General features: G+C 61.3%; 24 protein-coding genes and 1 pseudogene. 12 read left to right on the forward strand and 13 right to left on the reverse strand.

From position 1 onward, the window contains the following. Positions 1-98 precede the first annotated feature (98 nt). On the forward strand, positions 99-740 hold the full coding sequence (yihA, locus tag Q1W70_RS09680) for a ribosome biogenesis GTP-binding protein YihA/YsxC (protein WP_166588955.1): 642 nt from the start codon (positions 99-101) through the stop codon (positions 738-740). Positions 741-1039: 299 nt separating this feature from the next. Here yihA and polA read toward each other — a convergent pair whose 3' ends face one another. Continuing rightward, the gene (polA, locus tag Q1W70_RS09685; protein ID WP_166588954.1) at positions 1040-3853 is read right to left on the reverse strand and encodes a DNA polymerase I; all 2814 of its coding nucleotides are present in this window, start codon (positions 3851-3853) and stop codon (positions 1040-1042) included. 74 nt (positions 3854-3927) lie between these two features. Between polA and Q1W70_RS09690 the strand changes: the two genes are divergently transcribed. After that, positions 3928-4218, forward strand: a complete 291-nt coding sequence (locus Q1W70_RS09690) for a DUF2782 domain-containing protein (protein ID WP_166588953.1) — start codon at positions 3928-3930, stop codon at positions 4216-4218. Between the two features lie 60 nt (positions 4219-4278). Next, positions 4279-5229: a homoserine kinase gene (locus Q1W70_RS09695; RefSeq protein WP_166588952.1), complete on the forward strand. Its 951-nt coding sequence runs from the start codon at positions 4279-4281 to the stop codon at positions 5227-5229. 96 nt (positions 5230-5325) lie between these two features. On the opposite strand, the gene Q1W70_RS09700 is transcribed toward Q1W70_RS09695, so the two are convergent. Further along, positions 5326-6255 (reverse strand): zinc ABC transporter substrate-binding protein, encoded by a 930-nt coding sequence (locus Q1W70_RS09700; RefSeq protein ID WP_371927765.1) that lies wholly within the window; start codon positions 6253-6255, stop codon positions 5326-5328. A gap of 57 nt (positions 6256-6312) precedes the next feature. Here Q1W70_RS09700 and zur point away from each other — a divergent pair, with 57 nt between their 5' ends. From zur to Q1W70_RS09720, 4 genes are read left to right on the forward strand one after another with little or no spacing between them, the layout of a single operon-like run. Next, positions 6313-6795, forward strand: coding sequence for a zinc uptake transcriptional repressor Zur (gene zur / locus Q1W70_RS09705; RefSeq protein ID WP_166588950.1), 483 nt, complete (start codon positions 6313-6315; stop codon positions 6793-6795). After that, positions 6795-7580 (forward strand): zinc ABC transporter ATP-binding protein ZnuC, encoded by a 786-nt coding sequence (znuC, locus tag Q1W70_RS09710; protein ID WP_159992987.1) that lies wholly within the window; start codon positions 6795-6797, stop codon positions 7578-7580. Before zur ends, znuC begins: the two co-directional genes overlap by 1 nt. Next, the gene (gene znuB, locus Q1W70_RS09715; protein WP_166588949.1) at positions 7573-8361 is read left to right on the forward strand and encodes a zinc ABC transporter permease subunit ZnuB; all 789 of its coding nucleotides are present in this window, start codon (positions 7573-7575) and stop codon (positions 8359-8361) included. Before znuC ends, znuB begins: the two co-directional genes overlap by 8 nt. Positions 8362-8398: 37 nt before the next feature. After that, positions 8399-9109 carry a PA5502 family lipoprotein gene (locus Q1W70_RS09720; protein ID WP_166588948.1) on the forward strand — a complete coding sequence of 237 codons (711 nt, stop codon included), beginning with the start codon at positions 8399-8401 and terminating at the stop codon, positions 9107-9109. A gap of 57 nt (positions 9110-9166) precedes the next feature. Here the strand turns inward: Q1W70_RS09720 and katE are convergent. Continuing rightward, positions 9167-11306 (reverse strand): annotated as a pseudogene (gene katE / locus Q1W70_RS09725) (catalase HPII). Between the two features lie 264 nt (positions 11307-11570). Between katE and Q1W70_RS09730 the strand changes: the two are divergent. The 3 genes from Q1W70_RS09730 (at position 11571) to Q1W70_RS09740 (ending at position 14088) form a co-directional block, all read left to right on the forward strand. Continuing rightward, positions 11571-12578, forward strand: coding sequence for a methionine ABC transporter ATP-binding protein (locus tag Q1W70_RS09730; protein WP_166588946.1), 1008 nt, complete (start codon positions 11571-11573; stop codon positions 12576-12578). Then, the gene (locus tag Q1W70_RS09735; RefSeq protein WP_095165135.1) at positions 12578-13252 is read left to right on the forward strand and encodes a methionine ABC transporter permease; all 675 of its coding nucleotides are present in this window, start codon (positions 12578-12580) and stop codon (positions 13250-13252) included. The genes Q1W70_RS09730 and Q1W70_RS09735 overlap by 1 nt, the downstream gene beginning before the upstream one ends. 62 nt (positions 13253-13314) lie before the next feature. Then, complete coding sequence (locus tag Q1W70_RS09740; RefSeq protein ID WP_166588945.1) at positions 13315-14088, forward strand: MetQ/NlpA family ABC transporter substrate-binding protein; 774 nt, start codon at positions 13315-13317, stop codon at positions 14086-14088. Between the two features lie 84 nt (positions 14089-14172). Here the strand turns inward: Q1W70_RS09740 and Q1W70_RS09745 are convergent, their stop codons facing one another. The 5 genes from Q1W70_RS09745 to Q1W70_RS09765 are packed head-to-tail and all read right to left on the reverse strand — an operon-like array spanning position 14173 to position 18081. Beyond that, entirely contained in the window at positions 14173-14808 is a 636-nt protein-coding gene (locus Q1W70_RS09745) for an SCO family protein (protein ID WP_166588944.1), read from the reverse strand. Then, the gene (gene cyoE, locus Q1W70_RS09750; RefSeq protein WP_166588943.1) at positions 14805-15704 is read right to left on the reverse strand and encodes a heme o synthase; all 900 of its coding nucleotides are present in this window, start codon (positions 15702-15704) and stop codon (positions 14805-14807) included. The genes Q1W70_RS09745 and cyoE overlap by 4 nt, the downstream gene beginning before the upstream one ends. Beyond that, a complete protein-coding gene (locus Q1W70_RS09755) occupies positions 15692-16771 on the reverse strand; it encodes a COX15/CtaA family protein (protein ID WP_166588942.1) in 1080 nt (359 codons plus the stop codon). Before Q1W70_RS09755 ends, cyoE begins: the two co-directional genes overlap by 13 nt. Before the next feature lie 10 nt (positions 16772-16781). Next, positions 16782-17375: a PA_0111/PP_0108 family redox-active disulfide protein gene (locus Q1W70_RS09760; protein ID WP_166588941.1), complete on the reverse strand. Its 594-nt coding sequence runs from the start codon at positions 17373-17375 to the stop codon at positions 16782-16784. Next, positions 17341-18081 (reverse strand): SURF1 family protein, encoded by a 741-nt coding sequence (locus tag Q1W70_RS09765; protein ID WP_166588940.1) that lies wholly within the window; start codon positions 18079-18081, stop codon positions 17341-17343. The genes Q1W70_RS09760 and Q1W70_RS09765 overlap by 35 nt, the downstream gene beginning before the upstream one ends. Before the next feature lie 70 nt (positions 18082-18151). On the opposite strand from Q1W70_RS09765, the gene Q1W70_RS09770 reads away from it, so the two are divergent. Continuing rightward, positions 18152-18355, forward strand: coding sequence for a twin transmembrane helix small protein (locus Q1W70_RS09770; protein WP_166588939.1), 204 nt, complete (start codon positions 18152-18154; stop codon positions 18353-18355). A gap of 6 nt (positions 18356-18361) precedes the next feature. On the opposite strand, the gene Q1W70_RS09775 is transcribed toward Q1W70_RS09770, so the two are convergent. The 4 genes from Q1W70_RS09775 to coxB all read right to left on the reverse strand — a co-directional run bounded on the left by Q1W70_RS09775 (position 18362) and on the right by coxB (position 22679). Next, a complete protein-coding gene (locus Q1W70_RS09775; protein ID WP_166588938.1) occupies positions 18362-19249 on the reverse strand; it encodes a cytochrome c oxidase subunit 3 in 888 nt (295 codons plus the stop codon). 33 nt (positions 19250-19282) lie between these two features. Further along, the gene (locus Q1W70_RS09780; RefSeq protein ID WP_166588937.1) at positions 19283-19840 is read right to left on the reverse strand and encodes a cytochrome c oxidase assembly protein; all 558 of its coding nucleotides are present in this window, start codon (positions 19838-19840) and stop codon (positions 19283-19285) included. A gap of 36 nt (positions 19841-19876) precedes the next feature. Next, entirely contained in the window at positions 19877-21469 is a 1593-nt protein-coding gene (ctaD, locus tag Q1W70_RS09785) for a cytochrome c oxidase subunit I (RefSeq protein WP_095165123.1), read from the reverse strand. An 82-nt stretch (positions 21470-21551) separates the two neighbouring features. Continuing rightward, positions 21552-22679 carry a cytochrome c oxidase subunit II gene (gene coxB / locus Q1W70_RS09790; RefSeq protein ID WP_182342958.1) on the reverse strand — a complete coding sequence of 376 codons (1128 nt, stop codon included), beginning with the start codon at positions 22677-22679 and terminating at the stop codon, positions 21552-21554. 372 nt (positions 22680-23051) lie between these two features. On the opposite strand from coxB, the gene Q1W70_RS09795 reads away from it, so the two are divergent. Next, positions 23052-23702 (forward strand): hypothetical protein, encoded by a 651-nt coding sequence (locus Q1W70_RS09795; RefSeq protein ID WP_166588935.1) that lies wholly within the window; start codon positions 23052-23054, stop codon positions 23700-23702. Between the two features lie 203 nt (positions 23703-23905). Here Q1W70_RS09795 and Q1W70_RS09800 read toward each other — a convergent pair whose 3' ends face one another. Further along, the gene (locus Q1W70_RS09800; protein WP_166588934.1) at positions 23906-24637 is read right to left on the reverse strand and encodes a carbonic anhydrase; all 732 of its coding nucleotides are present in this window, start codon (positions 24635-24637) and stop codon (positions 23906-23908) included. Positions 24638-24759 lie beyond the last annotated feature (122 nt).

Genomic DNA, 24759 nt, shown 5'->3' on the forward strand with positions numbered 1-24759 from the left:
CGCACACAAAATCTGCGGCATTATATACTGGCGTCACTGAAACGGAAACGACGCTGCTCTTTGCGACCAATCTCGGCACCGCCCACATCGGAAATCCCATGCAACTCAAGAACCCCATCCTCGGTCTGTGCCAACAGTCCACCTTCATGCTCAGCGCTGCCAAAGTCGATCAATGCCCCGACGACGAAGGCTTCGAAGTGGCGTTCGCCGGGCGGTCCAACGCCGGTAAATCCAGTGCGCTGAACACCCTGACCCACGCCAGCCTGGCGCGTACCTCCAAGACGCCAGGGCGCACACAGCTGTTGAACTTCTTCAAACTAGACGAAGAACGGCGTCTGGTCGACCTTCCGGGCTACGGCTACGCAAAAGTACCGATCCCGCTGAAGCAGCACTGGCAGCGCCACCTGGAAGCCTACCTGGGCAGCCGTGAGAGCCTGAAGGGCCTGATCCTGATGATGGACATCCGTCATCCAATGACCGACTTCGACCTGCTGATGCTCGATTGGGCCGTCGCCAGCGGCATGCCGATGCACATTTTGCTGACCAAAGCCGACAAGCTGACCTATGGCGCAGCCAAAAATACCCTGCTCAAGGTCCAGGCGGAAATCCGCAAAGGCTGGGGCGATGCCGTGACCATCCAGCTGTTCTCGGCCCCCAAACGCCTGGGCTTGGAAGACGCCTACACTGTATTGGCAGACTGGATGGAGCTTGCGGACAAGGGCGCCGAGGCGGCCGAGTAAAAATCGCGGGCAAAAAAAACCCCGAATTTCATATGGGGAGGGAGAAATTCGGGGTTTAAGCTTCTGGACCGCTAGGGCGGGGTCCAGATATCTGCCAACACTTAACACAACATAGGAGCATCGAAGGGCTTCACCACCCATTCAGTAACTCTGAGTGGTGTTTCACGGGTTTAGTTCCTGGCTGCCACAAAATCGATTGGCAATAAGCCAACGAATTTTCCGACCTAAGCGCCATAAACCCCGCAATTGCCGCGACACTATGCCGCGGCGCTCCCTGCAAAAAATCGCGAAAAAATGGCTCAGTGAGCCTCATCCCAGTTGTTGCCGACGCCGACTTCCACCAAAAGTGGCACATCGAGGGTGGCCGCAGCGCTCATGTGCTGGCGAATTTCGTTGCGCACTTGATCGACCAGGTCCTCGCGAACTTCCAGCACCAATTCATCGTGCACCTGCAGGATCACCCGAGCGTCCAGCCCAGAACTCGCCAACCAGTTATCCACAGCCACCATGGCCTTCTTGATGATGTCCGCCGCCGTGCCTTGCATTGGCGCGTTGATCGCCGTGCGTTCGGCGCCGGCGCGCTCCTGCGGCTTGTTGGAGTTGATCTCCGGCAGGTACAGCCGGCGACCGAACAGCGTCTCGACATAGCCCTGCTCCGCCGCCTGGGCGCGGGTGCGATCCATGTATTCACGCACGCCCGGATAGCGCGCGAAATAGGTATCGATATAGGCCTTGGCAGTCTTGGTGTCGACGCCGATATCCTTGCCCAGCTTCTGCGCACCCATGCCGTAGATCAGGCCGAAGTTGATGGCCTTGGCGCTGCGGCGCTGCTCGGTGGTGACGTCTGCCAGCTCGACCCGGAACACTTCCGCAGCCGTGGCGGTGTGCACGTCCAGGTTGTTGCGGAAGGCATTGAGCAGGCCTTCATCGCGGGACAGGTGAGCTATGATCCGTAGTTCGATCTGCGAATAGTCCGCCGCCAGCAGCTTGTAGCCGCTCGGCGCGATGAACGCCTGACGGATACGTCGGCCTTCGGCGGTGCGCACTGGGATGTTCTGCAGATTCGGATCGCTGGAGGACAGCCGCCCGGTAGACGCCACCGCCTGGTGATAGGAGGTGTGGATGCGGCCGGTGCGCGGGTTGATCTGCTCAGGCAGACGGTCGGTATAGGTACTTTTCAGCTTGCTCATGGAGCGGTACTGCATCAGTACCTTGGGCAACTGGTAGTCCTCCTCCGCCAGCTTGGCCAGCACTTCTTCGGCGGTGGACGGCTGACCCTTGGCAGTCTTCTTCAACACCGGGTAGCCGAGTTTTTCGTAAAGAATCACCCCAAGCTGCTTGGGTGAGCCGAGGTTGAACTCTTCGCCGGCAATCTCGAAGGCTTCGCGCTCCAGCGCCACCAGCTTGTTGCCCAGCTCGACGCTCTGTTCGCCGAGCAGTTTGTCATCCACCAGCGCGCCCTGGCGCTCGATCCGCGCCAGCACGGGCACCAGCGGCATTTCGATATCGCTCAGGACACTGGCCAGGCTTGGGATAGCCGCCAGCTTTTCGTGCAGGGTCTGGTGCAGACGCAGAGTCACGTCGGCATCTTCGGCGGCATAAGGACCGGCCTGCTCCAGAGCGATCTGATCGAAGGTCAGTTGCTTGACGCCCTTGCCGGCGATGTCCTGGAAGCTGACCGTGGTGAGGCCCAGGTACTTCTGCGCCAGACTGTCCATGTCATGGCGAGTGGCCACGGAGTTGAGTACATAGGACTCGAGCATGGTATCGAAGGCAATTCCACGCACGGTGATACCGCACGCTTGATCGCCACCGATGGCGCAGTTGGCCAGGATGTTCATGTCGAACTTGGCGTGCTGGCCGACCTTGAGCTTGTGCTCATCCTCCAGCAGCGGCTTGAGGGCGCGTAGCACACTGTCGCGGTCCAGTTGCTGCGGCACGCCGATGTAGGAGTGAGTCAACGGGATGTAGGCTGCTTCATTGGCCCGCACCGCGAAGGACAGACCCACCAATTGGGCCTGCTGGGCGTCAATGCCAGTGGTTTCGGTATCGAAGGCGAACAGCTTGGCGTCGCTGAGTTTCTGCAGCCAGACCTCAAAACGCGCCTGATCGAGGATGGTTTCGTACTGCGCCTCAGTTGGCGCCGGCTCTTCAACGGCTACGTCCGTCTCGACCGCACTCAGCAGATCGGTCGCGGGCTCCGGTTGGGCCGCAGCCGCCAGCTCGACGCGCTTGGCATCGCGCTGCAACTCGTCGGACCAGCTTTTGAACTCGAGCAAGGCATACAGCTCGGCCAGCTTGTCGCGGTCCGGCTCGCGCAAGTGCAGGTCGTCCAGGCCCACGTCCAACGGTACATCGACCTTGATGGTCGCCAGTTGGTAGGACAGAAACGCCATGTCCCGATGCTCTTCGAGCTTGGCCGGCAGTGTCTTGGCGCCACGAATCGGCAGGCTCGGGACAATATCGAGCTGTGCGTAAAGTTCGGTCAGACCGCCGTTCACCCCAACCAACAGGCCGGATGCGGTCTTGGGTCCAATCCCCGGGACCCCGGGAATGTTGTCGGAGGAATCGCCCATCAGCGCCAGGTAGTCGATGATCTGCTCGGGAGCGACACCGAATTTCTCCTTCACGCCAGCCACGTCCATCGAACTACCGGTCATGGTATTGACCAAGGTAATGTGCCCGTCGACCAGTTGCGCCATGTCCTTGTCGCCCGTGGAAATCACCACCGGGCGCTCAGCGGCCGCGCTGCTGCGGGCCAGCGTGCCGATCACATCGTCCGCTTCGACGCCTTCGACGCACAGCAGCGGGAAGCCCAGGGCGATCACACTCTGGTGCAGCGGCTCGATCTGCACACGCATGTCGTCCGGCATGCTTGGACGGTTGGCTTTGTATTCGGCGTACATGTCATCGCGAAAGGTCCCACCCTTGGCGTCGAACACGACGGCGAACGGGCTGTCCGGGTACTGCTTGCGCAGACTCTTGAGCATGTTCAGCACGCCCTTGACCGCTCCGGTCGGCAGGCCTTTGGAAGTGGTCAGCGGTGGCAGCGCGTGAAAGGCGCGGTACAGGTATGAAGAACCGTCCACCAGGACGAGGGGGGCTTGGCTCATGAGCAGGATCAACCTTTTCGGCGGGTCCGGCGCTAGAATAGCGGGACCGTTGACGACAAAGGGACAAGGTTATCATGCGCACACTCAATCGCCTGTTGCTGGCTGGCTTGTTTAGCTTCATTCCATTGGCCGCCATGGCGGCAGATGATGCCCCAACGCCAGAGCCGCAAGTCACCATCCGCACGGAAGGCGACAAAACCATCCAGGAGTACCGCCAGAACGGCTTCCTGTATGCGATCAAGGTCACACCGAAGGGCGGCGTTCCGTATTTCCTGGTGCGCGCAGACGGCACGGATGCCAATTTCATCCGCTCGGATCAGCCCGATATGCTGATTCCGGCGTGGAAGATCTTTGAGTGGAAGTAGTTTCTTAACTTTAATCGGCGCTGGCTTGATCGCCGCGCCCGAACTGAGCAGTTTTTAACCATGTCTGTGTTCACCCCCCTGGCTCGGCCCGAGCTGGAAACCTTTCTCGCCCCTTATGGGCTCGGCCGCCTGCTTGATTTCCAGGGGATTGCCGCTGGTAGCGAAAACACCAATTTCTTCATCAGCCTGGAACAGGGCGAGTTCGTCCTGACCCTGGTCGAGCGCGGCCCCGTGCAGGAAATGCCGTTCTTCATCGAACTGCTGGACGTACTGCACAACGCCAACCTGCCGGTGCCCTACGCCCTGCGCACCACCGACGGCATCGCCTTGCGCGAGCTGGCCGGCAAACCTGCGCTCTTGCAGCCACGGCTGGCGGGCAAGCACATCAAGGTGGCCAACGCCCAGCACTGCGCGCAAGTCGGCGAGTTGCTGGCGCACCTGCACCTGGCGACCAAGGACCAGATGATCAAGCGCAAGACCGATCGCGGCCTGGACTGGATGCTCGAAGAAGGCACGCAGTTGCTCTCGCACCTGGGTGACGACTCGCGCCAGCTGCTGCAGCGCGCCCTGGACGAGATCATCGAGCAGAAGGCGAAAATCCTCGCCTTGCCACGAGCCAACATCCACGCCGACCTGTTTCGCGACAATGCCATGTTCGAAGGCACTCACCTGACCGGGCTGATCGACTTCTACAACGCCTGCTCGGGCCCGATGCTCTATGACGTGGCCATCGCCCTGAACGACTGGTGCTCGGACGACGATGGCCTGATCGACGGCCCGCGGGCGCGAGCCCTGCTCGGGGCCTATGCGGCGCTGCGACCATTCAGTGCTGCCGAGGCCGAACTGTGGCCGACCCTGCTGCGTGTGGCCTGTGTACGGTTCTGGCTGTCACGCCTGATCGCTGCGGAGTCCTTTGCCGGACAAGACGTGCTGATTCACGATCCAATGGAGTTCGAGCAGCGTCTGGCCCAGCGCCAGCAGGTCAGCACGCCGTTGCCGTTCGCGCTTTAAAGGCTTCGCGGGCAAGCCTCGCTCCTACGCAGAGCAATACCTGCGCTTGTAGGCGCTAGGCTTGCCCGCGCTGGGATCGCCGCATACCCCGGCGTTTTACAGCGACTCCAGGCACCCTGCCAGGTCATTACCCAGCTTCTCCAGCACCTGCTCATAACCCTGGGCAGTGGCTGGCGTATAGCCGCCGAGTGCATCCAGCTCGGCCAGTTTCACCGGCAAACCGGCCACCAGGGTCTCGGCCAGGCGCGGGCGCAGTGGTGGTTCGCTGAATACGCAGGTCTTGCCCACCGTCTGCAGACGCGTACGCATCGCCGCCACATGCTGGGCACCGGGCTGCACTTCGGCGGCCACGCTGAATACACCTGCATGCTTGAGCCCGTAGGCGTCTTCGAAATAGTCGAACGCTTCGTGGAACACGAAGTAAGGCTTGCCTTCGACCAACGCCAGGCGTGCTTTCAAGCGCAGGTCCAGGGCATCGAGGCGCTCATCGAAGGCTTTCAGGTTGCTTTGATAACGCGGGGCATTGGCCGGATCGGCGGCACTCAGGTCGGTCGCGATTTTCGCCGCAATTACCCGCGCATTCACCGGCGATAACCACAGGTGGGCATCGAGGCTGCCAGGGCGATGATCGTGATCGTGCTCGTCGGCCTCCTCGGCGTGGGAGTGATTGTCCTCGGCAAAATGGCGCAGCGTCAGGCCAGGCAGCGTCTGCAGGGCCACCGATGGCAAGTTGCGCCCCTTGAGGACCCGAGGCAGGAAACCTTCCATGTCCGGGCCGATCCAGTACAGCAGGTCTGCCGACTGCACGCGCCGTACGTCGGAAGGTCGCAAGGCATAGTTATGGGGTGAAGCGCCCGGTGGCAGCAGGACTTCCGGCACACCCAGGCCGTCCTGCACCGCAGCGGCTATCAGCTGTACCGGCTTGATACTGGTCAGGACCCTGACTTCGGCGTGAGCAGCGTTGATCGTGAAGAAACTGGCAGCAAATGTGACAAGGATGGCAAAAACTCTGGACACGATGACCACTCAAAGAGACGAGAACGGGTAATATAATAACGTCTCTCACAATATTCGTCGCCGCTCATGCCTAAAACACCGCTTGCCAGTCGTCCCCACGACCACTCCCATTGCGTGCACACCGCGCTGTCCGAGGCTGATGCGATCTGCGCACGCCAGGGCCTGCGGCTGACCGCATTGCGCCGGCGGGTGCTGGAATTGGTGTGGCAAAGCCACAAGCCGCTGGGTGCCTACGACATCCTGGCAGTGCTCAGTGAGCAGGACGGCCGCCGCGCCGCGCCGCCCACCGTGTACCGCGCCCTGGACTTCCTGCTGGACAACGGCCTGGTGCATCGCATCTCGTCACTCAACGCCTTCGTCGGCTGCAACCACCCGGGGCACGCCCACCAGGGCCAGTTCCTGATCTGCCGGGAATGCCACGCGGCCATCGAGCTGGAACAGAAATCCATCAGCGACAGCATCATCCACAGCGCCGGTGAAGTCGGCTTTGTGGTCGAAGGCCAGACAGTTGAAGTGGTCGGTCTCTGTTCGGGTTGCCAGGGGGCTTGATGAGCACTGCGTTGATCCGCCTGGAACAGGTGACGGTGACCTTTGCCGGGCAAAACGTGCTGGACAACATCCAGCTCAGCGTCGAGCCGGGGCAGATCGTCACCCTGATCGGCCCCAACGGTGCCGGCAAAACCACCCTGGTGCGCGCCGTGCTCGGCCTGCTCAAGCCCGACAGCGGCAGTGTGTGGCGCAAGCCGAAGCTGCGGGTCGGCTACATGCCGCAAAAACTCCACGTCGACCCAACCCTGCCACTGTCGGTCCTGCGCTTTCTGCGCCTGGTGCCCGGCGTGGACCGGGCGCGCGCCCTGGCCGCACTCAAGGAAGTCGGTGCCGAACAGGTGATCGACAGCCCGGTGCAGAGCGTCTCCGGCGGTGAAATGCAGCGCGTACTGCTGGCCCGGGCGCTGCTGCGCGAGCCGCAACTGCTGGTGCTCGACGAGCCGGTCCAGGGTGTCGATGTCGCCGGGCAGGCCGAGCTGTACAGCTTGATCACCCGCCTGCGCGACCGTCACGGCTGCGGCGTGCTGATGGTCTCCCACGACCTGCACCTGGTGATGAGCACCACCGATCAGGTGGTCTGCCTCAATCGCCATGTCTGCTGCTCCGGCCACCCGGAGCAGGTCAGCGGCGACCCGGCATTTGTCGAGCTGTTCGGCAAAAACGCGCAAAGCCTGGCGATCTATCACCACCATCACGATCATGCCCACGACCTGCACGGTTCGGTCGTCAGCGCGGCACCCGCCGCTCATACCCACGTTCACGGAGATGGCTGCAAGCATGGCTGATTTTCTGTTGTATGCCCTGCTCGCAGGCCTGGCCCTGGCCGTCGTGGCTGGCCCTCTGGGATCGTTCGTGGTCTGGCGGCGCATGGCCTATTTCGGCGACACCCTGTCCCACGCGGCCTTGCTTGGCGTGGCCCTGGGCTTCTTGCTGGATGTCAGCCCGACCATCGCCGTCACCGTCGGCTGCCTGTTGCTGGCCGTGCTGCTGGTGACCCTGCAACAGCGTCAACCACTGGCCTCCGACACCTTGCTGGGGATTCTTGCGCCCAGCACCCTCTCTCTGGGCCTGGTGGTACTAAGCTTCATGCATGAAGTGCGGATTGACCTGATGGCCTACCTGTTCGGCGACCTGCTGGCGATCAGCCCCGGCGATCTGGCCTGGATCCTCGGCGGCAGTGCGGCTGTCCTGCTGTTGCTGGTGGCGCTGTGGCGACCCTTGCTGGCCATTACCGTGCACGAGGAGCTGGCCAGGGTCGAAGGCCTACCCGTGGCGGCGTTGCGCCTGACCTTGATGCTGTTGATTGCCGTGGTAATCGCGGTAGCGATGAAAATCGTTGGGGTGTTGTTGATCACCTCACTGCTGATCATTCCAGCGGCTGCGGCACAACGCCACGCCCGCTCGCCTGAGCAAATGGCCTTGGGTGCTAGCTTGCTGGGTATACTCGCGGTCTGCGGTGGCCTGGCGCTGTCGTGGTTCAAGGACACGCCGGCCGGCCCCTCGATTGTGGTCGCTGCCGCCGCGCTGTTTCTGCTGAGTTTTGTCCTGCCCCGCCGAGGGGTGTAGACTTGCTCGTTTTTTGCGCAATCAGAGAGTCGCAGGAATGAAGCCGTTCGCCTCCCGTTATCTGCTCCTTGTTGCATTTTTGCTACTGGGCGCCTGCCAAAGCACGCCGCCTGCGCCCGAAGTCCCGGACGCGCGGGCGACAGCGATTGCCCAGCTGGAACAAAGCCTGGCCAGCAACGAACTGGCCACCGCTGAAGGTCAACTGGCGACCTTGCAGGCGCAATCGCCCAACGACCAGTCCCTGGAGCAATATCAGCGCCAATTGGCCGAAGCCTATTTGCAGCGCAGCCAGATCGTCCTGCAAAAGGGTGATGTCAACGCCGCAGCCACTGCCCTCAGCCGCGCACGGGTGCTGATGCCCAAGGCGCCAGCACTGACCGGTGGCGTCAACGGCGCCATTACCGAGGCCCGTAAAGCCGAGCTGGAAAAAGCCGAGGCCGCCCTCCTGGCTGCCGCCGCCAAGCCCCAGGCCAAGGTCATCGACCCAACCGCCGAAAGCACCACCGTGGCACTGAACATCACCGATAGCCGGCAACTTCGGCGTCAACTGGACGCGATTGCCGCCGATGTAGTGAATTACCAGTGTGACGTCAGCATCCAGGCACCCCGCACTCAGGACTACCCGTGGCTGGCCACTTTGCTGAGCAAGCGGGTGAAGAAACTCGACCCCGATTTTGACCTGAAGATCGAGCGGCAGATCCTGCGCCACATTCCGGCGCAAATGGTCCTGGCGCCCCGCAAAGACTGATATCGCCGTTCGCTGGCGAGCCGCAAGCGGGTTCGTCAGCGAACGTGATCTATTTGCCTAAGCCGGCACCGCCTTGGCCTTCGCCTCACGGTCCCACACCCGATGTTGCCCGATCGCGGCAAAGAACCCCTTGGTCAAACTGGCACCCGCGCCCACCACCAGCCCGGCATCCGCCTGCAGTTTCAACACATCGAGCAATTGTTTGGCCTCGCCCTGCAGCGCGATCGCCTTGAGGTGCTTGTACGCCTCCAACAGGTAGTGCAACGCCACGCCATCGGTACTCAACGCCTTGATTGACGCCGCGCCACCCGGCACGAACACCGCATCGAAGGCCACCGACGGCAACCCTTCCATGGACCCATCCACCGACAGGCTTTTGCCATCCGCGGTTTTCACGGGCGCCGACGTCGGCCCCAACAGCTTGGCGTGCGCGCCCTCGGCCTTCAGGGCTTTTTTCATCGCATCGATCGCCGCACCATCGACGCCGTTGGCCGCCAGAATCGCAACTTTGCGAGTCTTGATATTTTCCGGCAACAAATTTGCCTGACTGAGCGCAGGGGAGCGCTCCAGCGCGGTTTTGCGCACTGGCACCGTGCCCGCCTTGGGTGCCGGCAGGCCGAGGTTCTGCGCCACACGCCCCGCCAGATCCAGGTCGATGTTAGCGAGGATTTCATTGACCTCCCGCGCCCGGATGAACTCACGCTCGACCTTGCCCAGTTCGAAGCTGTAGGCGGCGATGATGTGCTCCTGCTCGTGCGTGCTCATGCTGTGGAAGAACAGCCGGGCCTGGGAGAAGTGATCGCTGAAGGATTCGCTGCGCTGGCGGATCTTGTTGGCGTCGATACGCTCGGGGTAGCTCTCGAAGCCGCCATCGCTGGCCGCCGCCGGGGTTTCTTTCGGCCAGCCGCCATCGATGGAGTTCGGCTCATAGGCCGCCCGGCCCTTGTCGATGGTGGTGCGGTGCAACGCATCACGCTGGCCGTTGTGGAACGGGGCGATCGGGCGATTGATGGGTATCTCGTGAAAGTTCGGTCCGCCGAGTCGGCTGATCTGCGTGTCGGTGTAGGAAAATAGCCGGCCTTGCAGCAACGGGTCATTGGAGAAATCGATCCCCGGCACGATATGCCCAGGGCAGAACGCAACCTGCTCGGTTTCGGCGAAAAAGTTGTCCGGGTTGCGGTTGAGCACCATTTTGCCGAGCGGGGTGATCGGCACCAACTCCTCGGGAATCAGCTTGGTGGGGTCGAGAATGTCGAAATCGAAGGCATGCTCGTTTTCCTCCTCGATGACTTGAACCCCCAGTTCCCACTCGGGGTAGTCGCCCATCTCGATGGCGTCCCACAGGTCGCGGCGATGATAGTCGGTGTCTTTGCCCGCAAGCTTCTGGGCTTCGTCCCACACCAGCGAGCAGGTGCCTGCGGTGGGGCGCCAGTGGAACTTCACAAAACGCGACTTCCCGGCCGCATTGATCAGGCGGAAGGTGTGGACGCCAAAGCCCTGCATGCTGCGCAGGCTTTTGGGAATCGCCCGATCGGACATGGCCCAGATCACCATGTGCGCCGACTCCGGCTGCAACGAAACAAAATCCCAGAACGTATCGTGCGCCGAACCACCGGTCGGTATTTCGTTGTGCGGTTCGGGTTTTACGGCGTGGACGAAGTCGGGAAACTTGATGGCGTCCTGGATGAAAAATACCGGCATGTTGTTGCCGACCAGATCGAAGTTGCCTTGCTCGGTGAAGAACTTCACCGCGAACCCACGCACATCCCGCACGGTATCGCCGGAGCCACGCGGGCCCTGCACCGTAGAAAATCGCACGAACACCGGAGTTTTATGCCCGGGGTCCTGTAGGAAACCGGCCTTGGTCGAGCTCGGCGTGGTTCTCGTAACTCTGAAAGAAGCCATGGGCCCCGGTACCCCGGGCATGCACGATGCGCTCGGGAATCCGCTCATGGTCAAAGTGGGTAATCTTTTCCCGCATGATGAAGTCTTCGAGCAGCGAAGGCCCGCGCGCGCCAGCCTTCAGGCTATTCTGGTTGTCGGCGACCTTGACCCCCTGATTGGTGCGCAGCGCCTGCTCGCTGGCGTCCGAACGAAAGGCTTCCAGGCTTTGCAGCTTGGCGTTGCTGTTGGCGCGGTCCAGGGTATCGGTGCCGGCCAGTTGGCTCTTGCCGGCGTCAGGTTTTTTGGTACTCATCAGTGCTGAACTCCTCGATGGGGATTCGCGCATAGGGCGAGATCCATGAGCTAAGTCCCCAGGCACGGTCCCGGGTGTTTTTCAGTGCTGAAGTAGTGACTGACGTGGAATCGGGCCGTTCCTTTTTTATGACCTTTGATCGCGTTATTGCCAAATGAAAGGATGAATACGAAATAAATGCTAAGAACCTCTATACGGACAGGCTAAAATGCGCGCCCGGCTAACCGCTGATCCTTTTCTAACGCGCCCCACAAGGTTCGCTACGTGATCGAGTTTCAAAACGTCCATAAAACCTACCGCGTTGCCGGTAGGGATATTCCCGCCCTGCACCCGACCAGTCTGACGATTGAGAACGGCCAGGTGTTTGGCCTGATCGGCCATTCCGGCGCGGGAAAAAGTACCCTGCTGCGTCTGATCAACCGCCTGGAAGACTCCAGTGGCGGCAAGATCTTCGTCGATGGCGAGGAAGTCACTGCGCTGGACGCCAATGCGCTGCGCCGTTTCCGTCAGCAAGTCGGGATGATCTTCCAGCACTTCAACCTGCTGGCCTCCAAGACGGTGGCCGACAACGTGGCGCTGCCACTGACCCTGGCCGGTGAACTGTCACGCGCCGACATCGACCGGCGCGTGGCCGAGTTGCTGGCGCGGGTGGGCCTGTCCGACCACGCCAGAAAGTACCCGGCGCAGTTGTCCGGTGGCCAGAAGCAGCGCGTAGGCATCGCCCGCGCCCTGGCAACCAAGCCGAAGATCCTGCTGTGCGACGAGGCCACCAGTGCCCTGGACCCGCAAACCACGGCGTCGGTCCTGCAACTGCTGGCCGAGATCAACCGTGAGCTGAATCTGACCATCGTGCTCATCACCCACGAAATGGACGTGATTCGCCGGGTCTGCGACCAGGTGGCCGTGATGGACGCTGGCGTGATCGTCGAGCAAGGCCCGGTTGCCCAGGTTTTCCTGCACCCCAAGCACCCGACCACCAAGCGCTTCGTCCAGGAAGACGAGCAAGTCGATGAAAGCGAACAGCGCGATGACTTCGCCCACGTACCGGGCCGCATCGTGCGCCTGACCTTCCAGGGCGAAGCCACCTACGCGCCGCTGCTGGGCACCGTTGCCCGCGAAACGGGGGTGGACTACAGCATCCTCGCCGGCCGCATCGACCGCATCAAAGACGTCCCTTACGGGCAACTGACCCTGGCCATCACGGGCGGTGACATGGAAGCGGCCTTTGCCCACTTCACCGCAGCCGATGTCCACATGGAGGTGCTGCGCTAATGGAACTGCTGACAAGTTTCTTCGCCAATATCGACTGGTATGAAATCTGGCTGGCCACCGGCGACACCCTGCTGATGCTCGGTGGCTCGCTGCTGTTCACCGTCTTGCTGGGCCTGCCACTGGGCGTGCTGTTGTTCCTGTGCAGCCCGCGCCAGTTGCTTGAAGCCAAGGGCGTCTACGCGCTGCTGTCGCTGATCGTCAACATCCTGCGCTCGCTGCCGTTCATCATTCTGCTGATTGTGATGATCCCGTTCACCGTACTGATTACCGGCACCTCGCTGGGGGTCGGCGGCGCGATCCCACCGCTGGTGGTGGGTGCCACGCCATTCTTTGCGCGGCTGGTGGAAACCGCCCTGCGTGAAGTTGATCGCGGCATCATCGAAGCGACCCAGGCCATGGGCGCCAGCACCCGTCAGATCATCACCAATGCCTTGCTGCCGGAAGCGCGCCCAGGCATCTTTGCGGCGATCACGGTGACGGCCATCACACTGGTGTCCTACACGGCGATGGCCGGTGTGGTCGGCGCCGGTGGCCTGGGTGACCTGGCGATCCGCTTCGGTTACCAACGCTTCCAGACGGACGTGATGGTAGTGACCGTGGTGTTGCTGCTGGTGCTGGTCCAGGTGCTGCAAACCGTCGGCGATAAGCTGGTGGTGCACTTTTCCCGAAAATAAATGCAATCGCCGGCATCACGCTGGCAGGCGCCCGAAAGGGCGCTTCACAAGGAGTTTGCCGGATGAAAAAACTACTCGTCGCGTTCGCTGCCGTTGCCGCGTTCTCTGCCCAGGCCGCCGAAACCCTGACCGTGGCCGCCAGCCCGGTGCCGCATGCGGAAATCCTTGAGTTCGTGAAGCCGGCCCTGGCCAAGGAAGGCGTGGACTTGAAGGTCAAGGTCTTCACCGACTACGTGCAACCCAACGTACAGGTCGCGGAAAAACGCCTGGACGCCAACTTCTTCCAGCACCAGCCGTACCTCGATGAATTCAACAAGGCCAAGGGTACTCACCTGTTGAGCGTGGCGGGCGTGCACATCGAGCCGCTGGGCGCTTACTCCAGCAAGTTCAAGACCCTGGCCGATCTGCCTGGCGGCGCCACCGTGGTCATCCCGAACGACGCCACCAACGGCGGCCGCGCCCTTTTGCTGCTGGACAAGGCTGGCGTGATCAAGCTGAAGGACTCGACCAACATCCTGTCGACCGTCAAGGACATCGCCGAGAACAACAAGGGCCTGAAATTCCGCGAACTGGAAGCGGCGACCATCCCGCGCGTCCTGACCCAGGTCGACCTGGCGCTGATCAACACCAACTACGCCCTGGAAGCCAAGCTGGACCCGTCCAAGGACGCGCTGACCATCGAAGGCAAGGACTCGCCTTACGTGAACATCTTGGTGGCGCGTGAAGACGACAAGAACAGCGATGCCATGAAGAAGCTGGTAGCGGCCCTGCACACTCCAGAAGTGAAAGCCTTCATCCTGGAGAAGTACAAAGGCGCGGTACTGCCAGCGTTCTGATCTGAGGTCACACGGTAAACAAAAGGGGCGCATTGATTGCGCCCCTTTTTTTGCCCGAAACACTCGCCCTTGCGGGGGCGGGTGTCACTGCCGCTTGAGCATCACCGGCAATTGCGCCACCAGCTTCGCGTTGTTCAGCGGCGCGCGAATGAAGCCACGCTGGGTGCCGTCCGGGCCGATGACGGCGAGGTTGCCGCTGTGGTCGACGGTGTAGTTGGGCTTGCTGGTATCCGCCGGGATGAACGGAATACTCACCGCGTTGGCGACTTTTTGCAGCTCCTCGACCGAAGTCGGGGTCAGGCCGATGAATTGCGGATCGAAGTAGCCCAGGTACTGCTTGAGCTGCTGGGGGGTATCGCGATGGGGGTCGACGCTGACCAGGATGATCTGCAACTTGTCGACCGCATCCGCCGGCAGCTCGCTCTTGATCTGCCGCAACTGGGCCAGGGTGGTCGGGCAGATGTCCGGGCAGAAGGTGTAGCCGAAGAACAGCAGGCTCCATTTGCCTTTCAACTCGTTGACCATCACCGGCTGGCCATCCTGGTTGGTCATCTGCAGGGCAGGCAAGGTGCGGCTTTGCGGCAGCAGGATGATACCGGCGTCGATCAGCGCAGTCGGGTCGCCCTGGCCTTTGCCGGACAGTACCTTGTTGATGGTCAGCCCCAGGACCAGCGCGATCAGGGCAACAAGGATGAAGACGGTTTTCTGGGTTCGAGTCATAGGTTCAACATTAGGTAATGGTCTACGAGCAGGGCGATAAACAGCAGGAACAAGTAGTAAATAGAGTACTTGAAGGTGTTGATCGCCGCGTGCGGCCGAGTGCCACGGTACAGCACCACGGCCCATTGCAGAAACCTCGCACCCAGCCCCAGTGCACAGGCCAGGTACAGCAGGCCGCTCATGTGGATCACGTACGGCATCAGGCTCACCGCCAACAGCACGCAGGTGTAGAGCAGGATGTGGACCTTGGTGTAGTGCTCGCCATGAGTCACCGGCAACATCGGGATATCGGCCTTGGCGTACTCCTCCTTGCGGTGGATTGCCAGCGCCCAGAAGTGTGGCGGGGTCCAGGCGAAGATGATCAGCACCAGCAGCAGAGGCTCTGCGCTGATGTGCCCGGTGGTGGCAACCCAGCCGAGCAAGGGTGGGGCGGCACCGGCCAGGCCGCCAATGACGATGTTCTGCGGCGTCGCACGCTTGAGGAAGCCGGTGTAGATCACCGCATAACCCAGCAAGGAGGCGAGGGTCAGCCAGGCCGTCAACGGATTGGTGAACGCCAGCAGCAACGCCTGGCCACTCAGCGCCAGGACCAGGGCGAAGGTCAGCGCCGCAGCGGGTGACACCCGGCCTTCGGCCAGCGGCCGCTTATGGGTGCGGGCCATGACCGCATCGATCCGTCGGTCCACCACATGATTGACCGCCGCCGCGCCCCCGGCACACAAGGCGATGCCCAGGTTACCGAACACCAGCACAGTCCAGGGCACGCCCGCACGGGTGGCGAGGAACATGCCGACCAGCGAGGTGATCAGCATCAATACCACCACCTTGGGCTTGGTCAGCTCCAGGTAGTCGCGCCAGATCGCCTGGCTGGGCCGTTCGCCAATCAGAGTCGCCATGGCATTTCTCCTTTTATTGTTATGGGCCCGGCCGCAGGTTTACGGGGGCTGAAGCGCCAGCGTCGCAGCGTCGGCTGCTTGACCCGGACCAGACTGGTTCGGGCGTGATAGTTGACCAGCACCAGACACAGCAACAACGCCGCGCCACCAGCGTTGTGGGCCACGGCGACCGGCAGGGGCAGATGGAACAGCACGTTGCTGATGCCCAGGCTGATTTGCGCCGCCAGGGCCACCAGCACCAGGCCGGCGAGGCGGGTCATGCCGACCCCCTTCAGTTGCCAGGCCAGGCCCAGCAACACCAGGGTCACCAGCAAGGCACCGATCCGGTGAGTGAGGTGGATGGCCGTGCGCGCATCGCTGTCCAACTGCCCGCCCAGGTAGTTGGGGCCAATGTGTTGGGTCAGGTGAAAGCCGTTGGCGAAATCTGCCGGTGGCAGCCACTGGCCATGGCAGGTCGGGAAGTCGATACAGGCCACCGCTGCGTAGTTGGAACTGACCCAGCCCCCCAGGGCGATCTGCCCGATCACCAGCAACAGACCGGCCGTTGCCCAGTACTGCAGGCGGCGCGGCACGATCAACGCCGGCAGCACCCCGGACAAGCGCAAGGTCAACAGAAACAGCAGGCTCAAGGTGGCAAACCCGCCGAGCAGATGCCCAGTCACCACCTGTGGCCAGAGCTTGAGCGTCACCGTCCACATGCCGAAGGCGGCCTGGGCAAATACCACCACCAACAGGAACAACGGCAGCTTCAAGGGTTGGTCGGGATGCCGGCGGTGGGTCCAGGCGCGAGCCGCCAGCAGCACGATCAGCAGGCCCAGGGTGCCGGCGAAGTAGCGGTGGATCATCTCGTTCCAGCCCTTGTGGGCTTCCACCGGGGTGTCGGGAAAATGCAGTTCGGCATGCGCCAGTTGGGCTTCGCTTTTCGGCACGCTGATAAAGCCGTAGCACCCTGGCCAGTCCGGGCAGCCCAGGCCAGCGTGGGTCAGCCGGGTGTAGGCACCCAGCAACACGACAATCAGTGCCAGCAGGGTGGCAAACAGCGCGAGGCGAAATCCAGGTTTGGCCATGACGATGCCCTTATCCGATGTTCGACAGTTTCAGCAGATGGCGCAGGTCGTTGAGCAGGTCCTTGCCTTTGACCGTGGGGCCATAACGCAGCACCAGGTTGCCGTGGGGGTCGATGATCCACAGCTGCGGCACAGCCTGATCCCCGGTGGCTTTACTGAACGTGGTCAGGTCCATGGGATAACGCTTTAGTTGCGGGTATTCGCGGGCCAGCTTGGCTTCGTAGTCGCTGCTCAAGGGTTGTGCGGCCGACAATGCATGGCTGGCGCGGGAAGCATCGCGGCCGAGGCCGATCTGGATCTGCCGCGCCAGGTACACCAGTTGCTGGCAGTCCACCGAACACGCCTTGGGCGCCGTCACCAGCAACTGCCAGCGATCTTCCTTAGCCTGCACGCCGAGGTCGGCGAGGGTCTGGCCGTTGCCGATCAGTTCGCCGTGGTAACTGCGGCCCTCCGGCACCCAGAACTGCAATTTGTACATGCCGGTGGCGAGGACCATCGGACCGATCACCCCCAACAGGATCAGCAGCAACTGCACGCGCCCCTTGCGCCGGCTCGATGAGGTTTTCGCCTCAGACATGCTGGGTGGATTCATGGCCGCTCCCATGGTGTTTCTCCTTTGCGTTGTGCCAACCGAGATAGAGGTAAAGGCCAAGCAGGGCGATCGCCATGGCGAACCACTGCACGGCATAAGCCAGGTGTTTTTCCGGTCCCATGGCCACCACCGGCCAATCAGCCTGGTAGGACGCCGGCCCGCTTTCGGTGCGTAATTCGTAGGCGAAACCTTCACGACCCAGCGCCGCCCAAAGCTTGCCCGGCTCGACTGCGGTGACCAGTTGTGGCCAGGTCGCGGAGCTCGGGTCAGCGTGCAGCTGGAAGGTCGCGCCGGGGGCGACGTACACCCAGGCATCGAGACTCAGCACCGCCTGCGGTGTGGTGAATTGCGGCGGTGTACGCCGATCCGGCCATGGCAGCCAGCCACGATTGACCAGCAGCCAGAGTCCCGTCGCCTGATCCTGGAACGGTTGCAGCAGCTCGACGCCGACCTTGCCATCGCGCTGACGGTTATCGAGCAGCAGACTGTGTCCGGCATCGAACTGGCCATGCAGACGCACTCGGCGGAAGGCTGGATCTTCGGTGTGCTGCAGCTCGGAGCTGGCCATCGGCTCGGAAACCCGGCGCTCAGCGTAGCTGTGCAGCAGGGCGCTTTTTTCCGCGCCCCGACTCAGTTGCCAGAAGCCCAGCGAGACCAGTAGCGGCAGCAACAGGGCCACCACCAGCGTCGGTACGAGCCCCGGCCGAAAACGCTTCATGGCCGTGCCAGAAAGTCAGCGGGCGAGCTAGCTATACTCAAGTGCATCGCGTTTCCCCCGGAGTCCCACCATGCTCAAAGCAGCCATCGTCCTGATGCTGATTGCCACGGTCGCCAGCCTGTTCAGCGGCCTGTTTTTTCTGGTCAAGGACGACAGCCGCTCACATCGCCTGGTCATCGCCTTGAGCATTCGTGTCGGCCTCGCCGCCCTCACCGTCGGCCTGATCGCCTGGGGCTTCTTCAGTGGCCAACTGGTGTCTCACGCCCCTTGGTAGCGTGCCTCAGAGTACGTAGACAAAAACAAACAGACCGATCCACACCACATCCACAAAGTGCCAGTACCAGCTCGCGGCCTCGAAGCCGAACTGGTGCTCGGCATCGAAGTGTCCGCGCAGCACTCGCATCAGCATCACGAACAGAATCAGCGTGCCGATGGTCACGTGGGCGCCGTGGAATCCGGTGAGCATGAAGAAGGTGGCGCCGTAGATGCCCGAGCCCAGGGTCAGGCCCAGTTCGTGGTAGGCGTGGATGTACTCCTCGGCCTGAAAGCCAAGAAAGGCGCAGCCCAGCAGCACGGTCAGCGCCAGCCAGATTTTCAGCGCCCCGCGATGGCCTTTTTTCAGGGCATGGTGGGCGATGGTCACGGTGACGCTGGAGCTGACCAGGATCACTGTGTTCAGCAGGGGCAGGCCCCACGGGCTGATGACGTCCTTGGGTGGCGGGAACAGCTTGGAGTCAGGGTTTTCCAGCAACGGCCAGACGAACTGGAAATTCGGCCAGAGCATATGGGCGAGGCCCTTGGTCCCTTCACCGCCCAGCGCCGGCCCCGAGATGTGACGCACGTAGAACAGCGCACCGAAAAACGCGATGAAGAACATCACCTCGGAAAAAATGAACCAGCTCATGCCCCAGCGGAACGAGCGATCCAGCTGGGCGCTGTACAGCCCCGCGCGACTTTCCTTGATCACCGCGCCAAACCAGCCAAACAGCATGTAGGCCAGCAGTAGCCCCCCGACGAAAAAGATCAGCGGGCCGTGGGACTCAGGCCGCGCAGCCTTCAGATCGTTGAACCAGGTGGCCAGGCCAAACACCGTGACGAACATGCCGATGGTGGCGATGATCGGCCATTTGCTTTGGGCGGGAACGTAATAATGCTCATGAGTTGCCATTTATTGTTCTCCTTATCGGGCACGCTTGAACGTCTAGCCACCGGTCTTTTGTGCAACGGCCACGGGTGGATGACGCGCGGTGATATCGAACAGCGTGTAAGCCAGCGTCAGGTGCTTCACATCCTTGGGCATATCGCGATCAACGATGAAACGTACCGGCATCTCGATCTGCTGACCGGGCTGCAGCACTTGCTGGGTAAAGCAGAAACATTCGGTCTTGTGGAAATACATCGCCGCAGCGCTAGGTGAAATGCTCGGCACCGCCTGGGCACTCATCGGGTGACTGCTGGGGTTGCGGGCGATGAAAATCATCTCGTTCACCGCACCGGGGTGGACCACGATGTCATCGGACTTGGGATAAAACTCCCAGACCATGTCGATCGCGTTGGTGGACAGGAACTGCACGCGCACCTGGCGCGATTCGTCCACCTGCTGCTCGCCGGAATACTGCCCGCCGGTCTTGCCATTGATTCCCAGCGCCTTGCACATCACGTCATAGATCGGCACCAGGGCAAACCCGAAGACAAACATCGCCACCACCACCAGCAGTAAACGGGTTACCAGTTTTTTCGTGGAAATCGAATCAGCCATGATTCACCACCCCCCCCGAAAAACCCGCCAGGGCGTTCATTTCACTTCCGGCGGAGTGGTGAAGGTGTGATACGGCGCGGGCGAGGGAATGCTCCACTCCAGGCCTTCGGCGCCATCCCACGGTTTGGCCGGTGCTGGCTCGCCGCCGCGAATGGTCTTGATCACGATGAACAGGAAGAAGATCTGCGTGGCGCCAAACATGAAGGCGCCAATCGAAGACACCATGTTGAAATCGGCAAACTGCAGGTTGTAGTCCGGAATCCGGCGCGGCATGCCCGCCAGCCCGACGAAGTGCATCGGGAAAAACGCCATGTTCATGCCGATGAAGGACAACCAGAAATGCAGCTTGCCCAGGGTCTCGTCATACATGTGCCCGGTCCACTTGGGCATCCAGTAGTAGGCGGACGCGAAGATCCCGAAGATCGCCCCCGGCACCAGCACGTAGTGGAAGTGCGCCACCACGAAGTAGGTGTCCTGGTACTGGAAGTCCGCTGGCGCGATGGCCAGCATCAATCCGGAGAAACCGCCGATCGAGAACAGGATCACGAACGCCACGGCAAACAGCATGGGCGTCTCGAACGTCAGCGAGCCCTGCCACATGGTGCTGGCCCAGTTGAACACCTTGACCCCGGTGGGTACCGCAATCAGCAGGGTGGCGTACATGAAGAACAGCTCGCCCACCAGCGGGATGCCCACCACGAACATGTGGTGCGCCCAGACGATGAACGACAGGAAGGCGATGCTTGCCGTCGCATAGACCATCGAGGTGTAGCCGAACAGCGGTTTGCGGGAAAAGGTCGGAATGATCGAGCTGACGGCACCAAAGGCCGGCAGGATCATGATGTACACCTCGGGGTGACCAAAGAACCAGAACACATGCTGGAACAGCACCGGGTCACCGCCACCGGCCGCACTGAAGAAGCTGGTGCCGAAATGGATGTCCATCAGCATCATGGTCACGCAACCGGCCAGCACCGGCATCACCGCGATCAGCAGGAAGGCAGTGATCAGCCAGGTCCAGACGAACAGCGGCATTTTCATCAGGGTCATGCCGGGGGCGCGCAGGTTGAGGATGGTGGCAATCACGTTGATCGCCCCCATGATCGAACTGATACCCATCAGGTGGATGGCGAAGATGAAAAAGGTCACGCTTTCCGGGGCGTAGGTGGTCGACAGCGGCGCGTAGAAGGTCCAACCGAAGTTTGGTCCGCCACCGGGCATGAACAAGGTCGAGACCAGCATCAGGAAGGCTGCCGGCAGCAGCCAGAAACTGAAGTTGTTCATCCGCGGCAGGGCCATGTCCGGCGCGCCGATCATCAGCGGGATCATCCAGTTGGCCAGGCCGACAAACGCCGGCATCACCGCGCCGAAGACCATGACCAGGCCATGCATGGTCGTCATCTGGTTGAAGAACGCCGGCTCGACGATCTGCAGCCCGGGCTGGAACAGCTCGGCACGGATCACCATGGCAAACGAGCCGCCGAGCAGGAACATCATGAAGCTGAACCACAGGTACAGCGTGCCGATGTCCTTGTGGTTGGTGGTCAGCACCCAGCGCATCAGGCCCTTGGCAGGGCCATGGGCGTGGTCATGGCCGGCATGACCATGGTCATCGATCACTGCACTCATGTCCTGACTCCTGTAGACGAATGGACTGGGCGGCTCGAGGCGTCACGCCCCAAGCGCTCACGGGGACACGCAATCGACCGGGTCATTTGCTTTCCTCCTGCTTGAGGGCCAGCACGTCTTTTGGCGTGACCATGTCGCCTTTGTTGTTGCCCCAGGCATTACGCTCGTAGGTCACGACGGCGGCGATATCGACTTCCGACAGCTGCTTGCCGAACGCCGCCATGGCGGTGCCCGGTTTGCCGTGGAAGACAATGCCCAAGTGATCCGCGATGGGGCCGGTGGCGATTTTCGAACCCTTGAGCGCCGGGAACATCGGCGGCAGGCCCTGGCCTTCGGCCTGGTGACAGGCCACGCAGGTGGTGTGATAAACCTTGTCGCCACGCTCCTTGAGCTCCTCCAGCGTCCATTCCTTGCTGGTCAGCTCCTTGAGCTTGGCCGCTTCGGCCTTGCGCTCGGCCAGCCAGGTGTCGTAATCGGCCTGGCTTTTGACGTCGACCACAATAGGCATGAAGCCGTGGTCCTTGCCGCAGAGTTCGGCGCATTGGCCACGGTAGATCCCGGGCTTGTCGACCCGGGTCCACGCTTCATTGACGAAACCGGGGATCGCATCGCGCTTGACCGCAAAGGCCGGCACCCACCAGGAGTGAATGACATCGGCGGAGGTCACCAGAAAGCGCACCTTGGCGCCGATCGGCAGCACCAATGGCTGATCGACCTCCAGCAGGTAGTGTTCGCCCTTGGCGCTCTGGTTGCGGATCTGCTCTTGAGGGGTGGCCAGGTTGCTGAAGAACTCGACGTCCTGGCCCAGGTATTTGTAATGCCACTTCCACTGATAGCCGGTGACCTGGATATCGATATCCGGCTCACTGCTGTCGTACATCTTGATCAGGGTGGCGGTCGCCGGAACGGCCATGGCAACAAGGATGATGAAGGGCACCACGGTCCAGAGGATCTCGACCGTCGTACTTTCATGGAATTTGGCGGCCACCTGCCCGGTGGAGCGCCGATGCATGATCATCGACCAGAACATCGCACCGAAGACGATGATCCCGATCACTACACAGATCCAGAAGATGGTCATGTGCAGGTCGAAGACTGCGTGACTGATTTCAGTAGCCCCAGGCGCCATATTCACAGTCCAGGCGGCTTGCGCCTGGCTGAAAACCGACCACAACAGGAGGCCCATCCAGACTTGTGGATGTCGCATCATTGCGGGTTCCCCTTATCGTTCTTGTTATCCCGCCGGCTTTCACCTGCGTCCAAGGGAGCGGCTGCCTAGACTACGAACTTAAACCGCCAAGCCTTGCTGCACATGCAGTCGGGCGTCATCAGCTAACTTCATACAAAACCGAGTATAGACAGCGAGTGGGACCTCGCAACGCGATGGCGTAAATCAGCTGAAACACCTGGGGCTTGCGCCGCAGGCCGCTGATGGAGAAGGATGTGACCAGGTGATGGCAAATCGATATAACTTAGATGCATCAAAGGTGAAACAATTATGACAAATACGTCTTAACGGTTTTCATAAGCAAGCTAACTTATGTCTTCCCCTATTTCCTTGCCTTCGTTTCCTGGAGTTTTCATGAACACCGCCGCATTGCGCGAGCAGATTCAACGTGCCCAATTACATGAGTCCGAAACCGGTCAGCTGACCCGTCAGCTGGAAGTCCAATTGCCTCACCTGCATGCCGCTATTCAATTACCGGACGTCGACGCCAAAGGCGTGATGACCCGTTTTGTGGCCGCCTACATCGACCAGGTCCCGGACCTGCTCGACGCAGCCAACGAAGTCGCACGCGAAGCCGGGATCGAATCACAGATCAAGCCGGTACTGAAGATCGCCTATCAGTTCTTCCTCCAGCCACCGGCAATCATGGCCGGCCACGTAGGCCTGGACAGCCTGCTGGACGAAGCCTACCTGGCCCATCGCCTGGTAGAAGAAGTGAACGACCTCTACATCAAACATTTCGGCCAGCCACTGATCCCCTTGGACATGACTGTCGCCAACCTGATTGCCCACCAACTGATCGGCGAAGACTTCGCCAATCAACTGGATGAGGCGGTTCATCACGCCGTTGACGAAATGCTCAACGAAGACAGCTTCGCCCTGGAGTCCGTCGAAGCCTATCGGGAAAAACTCAACAGCCCGGACACCGGTGCCGCCTGGAAACGCTGGCCGTGCCTATCGCGCCAACTGGGTGTGGGCCTGGAACTGGATCAACCAGCCGCCTGACCCCCTCCAACACTTGTGGGAGTGGCCTTGCGTGCTCCCACAAGGACACTTGACCGGCTGAACCTCGGCCACAAACATCACCCAGCAGTCTGCAGCTTCCTTGCTGAACCGCTTTCAGTCGCCCCCCATGAGGCTTCCCCCGGATTGATTCGGTGTGGCGAAGCCTGGACGCGTGTTCATCAGCCTCACCAACCACGCAAGATCTAGAAGCGCGCCTTGGGCGTCGCCATGGGGATCGGAAGGCTGCCATCCAAAGGCAGGAAGCAGCTCTTGTCCGCGTCGTAGGCTTTTATTTCACTGGTTTCGATGCTGTAGACCCAGCCATGGATGAACAGCTGACCGTTGGCCATGCGCGAAGCCACGGAGGGGTGAGTGCGCAAATGCTGCAGCTGGGCGATGACGTTTTCTTCAGTCAGCACCTGCATGCTTTCGTTTTCATCAGCGCAATTGCAGTTTTCCTGGACCATGGTTTTCGCGACCTCGGCGTGGCGCAACCAAGCCTTGACCGTGGGCATCTTTTCCAGGCTCTGCGGGTTCAGGACCGCCCTCATGGCGCCGCAATCGGAATGTCCGCAAATGATGATGTGCTGCACACCCAACGCCAGCACCGCGTACTCGATGGCCGTGGAAACGCCGCCATTCATTTGCCCATAAGGGGGTACGACGTTGCCCACATTACGCGTGACAAACAGGTCACCTGGGGCGCTGTGGGTGATGAGTTCCGGGACGATTCGCGAATCGGCACACGCAATAAACATTGCCCGTGGCCGTTGGGCCGTAGCGAGCTTCTTGAACAGTTCTTCCTGTTCCGGGAAGACCTCATGATGAAAATGCAGAAAGCCGTCAACAATGTGCTGCAGCGCTGCATCGGCGCTTTCGGCCTCGGGAAGGGCTGAAGCCGACGCAGCCAACGGTGGTTTTTCTTTGTCACTCATCATTCATCCTCGTTGGCACAGTAGGGGGTCCCCAGAGTTTACATCACTCAGGTGCAATGCAAACGGCGAGGGCGCCACCCACAAAAAACAAGCCCGACGCCACAGTAACCGATCAGATTTAG

This window comes from Pseudomonas kielensis, assembly GCF_030505375.1.
GTDB classification, from domain to species: domain Bacteria; phylum Pseudomonadota; class Gammaproteobacteria; order Pseudomonadales; family Pseudomonadaceae; genus Aquipseudomonas; species Aquipseudomonas kielensis.

Coding starts and splice junctions, on each gene's coding strand:
- cyoE (WP_166588943.1), bottom strand. CDS start 15,704: ATGGCGACTCTGATTGGCGAACGGCCCAGCCAGGCGATCTGGCGCGAC.
- polA (WP_166588954.1), bottom strand. CDS start 3,853: ATGAGCCAAGCCCCCCTCGTCCTGGTGGACGGTTCTTCATACCTGTAC.
- Q1W70_RS09695 (WP_166588952.1), top strand. CDS start 4,279: ATGTCTGTGTTCACCCCCCTGGCTCGGCCCGAGCTGGAAACCTTTCTC.
- Q1W70_RS09800 (WP_166588934.1), bottom strand. CDS start 24,637: ATGAGTGACAAAGAAAAACCACCGTTGGCTGCGTCGGCTTCAGCCCTT.
- Q1W70_RS09720 (WP_166588948.1), top strand. CDS start 8,399: ATGAAGCCGTTCGCCTCCCGTTATCTGCTCCTTGTTGCATTTTTGCTA.
- coxB (WP_182342958.1), bottom strand. CDS start 22,679: ATGATGCGACATCCACAAGTCTGGATGGGCCTCCTGTTGTGGTCGGTT.
- Q1W70_RS09760 (WP_166588941.1), bottom strand. CDS start 17,375: ATGGGAGCGGCCATGAATCCACCCAGCATGTCTGAGGCGAAAACCTCA.
- Q1W70_RS09770 (WP_166588939.1), top strand. CDS start 18,152: ATGCTCAAAGCAGCCATCGTCCTGATGCTGATTGCCACGGTCGCCAGC.
- Q1W70_RS09780 (WP_166588937.1), bottom strand. CDS start 19,840: ATGGCTGATTCGATTTCCACGAAAAAACTGGTAACCCGTTTACTGCTG.
- Q1W70_RS09755 (WP_166588942.1), bottom strand. CDS start 16,771: ATGGCCAAACCTGGATTTCGCCTCGCGCTGTTTGCCACCCTGCTGGCA.
- Q1W70_RS09740 (WP_166588945.1), top strand. CDS start 13,315: ATGAAAAAACTACTCGTCGCGTTCGCTGCCGTTGCCGCGTTCTCTGCC.
- yihA (WP_166588955.1), top strand. CDS start 99: ATGCAACTCAAGAACCCCATCCTCGGTCTGTGCCAACAGTCCACCTTC.
- znuB (WP_166588949.1), top strand. CDS start 7,573: ATGGCTGATTTTCTGTTGTATGCCCTGCTCGCAGGCCTGGCCCTGGCC.
- Q1W70_RS09745 (WP_166588944.1), bottom strand. CDS start 14,808: ATGACTCGAACCCAGAAAACCGTCTTCATCCTTGTTGCCCTGATCGCG.
- Q1W70_RS09765 (WP_166588940.1), bottom strand. CDS start 18,081: ATGAAGCGTTTTCGGCCGGGGCTCGTACCGACGCTGGTGGTGGCCCTG.
- Q1W70_RS09795 (WP_166588935.1), top strand. CDS start 23,052: ATGAACACCGCCGCATTGCGCGAGCAGATTCAACGTGCCCAATTACAT.
- zur (WP_166588950.1), top strand. CDS start 6,313: ATGCCTAAAACACCGCTTGCCAGTCGTCCCCACGACCACTCCCATTGC.
- znuC (WP_159992987.1), top strand. CDS start 6,795: ATGAGCACTGCGTTGATCCGCCTGGAACAGGTGACGGTGACCTTTGCC.
- Q1W70_RS09735 (WP_095165135.1), top strand. CDS start 12,578: ATGGAACTGCTGACAAGTTTCTTCGCCAATATCGACTGGTATGAAATC.
- Q1W70_RS09775 (WP_166588938.1), bottom strand. CDS start 19,249: ATGGCAACTCATGAGCATTATTACGTTCCCGCCCAAAGCAAATGGCCG.
- ctaD (WP_095165123.1), bottom strand. CDS start 21,469: ATGAGTGCAGTGATCGATGACCATGGTCATGCCGGCCATGACCACGCC.
- Q1W70_RS09690 (WP_166588953.1), top strand. CDS start 3,928: ATGCGCACACTCAATCGCCTGTTGCTGGCTGGCTTGTTTAGCTTCATT.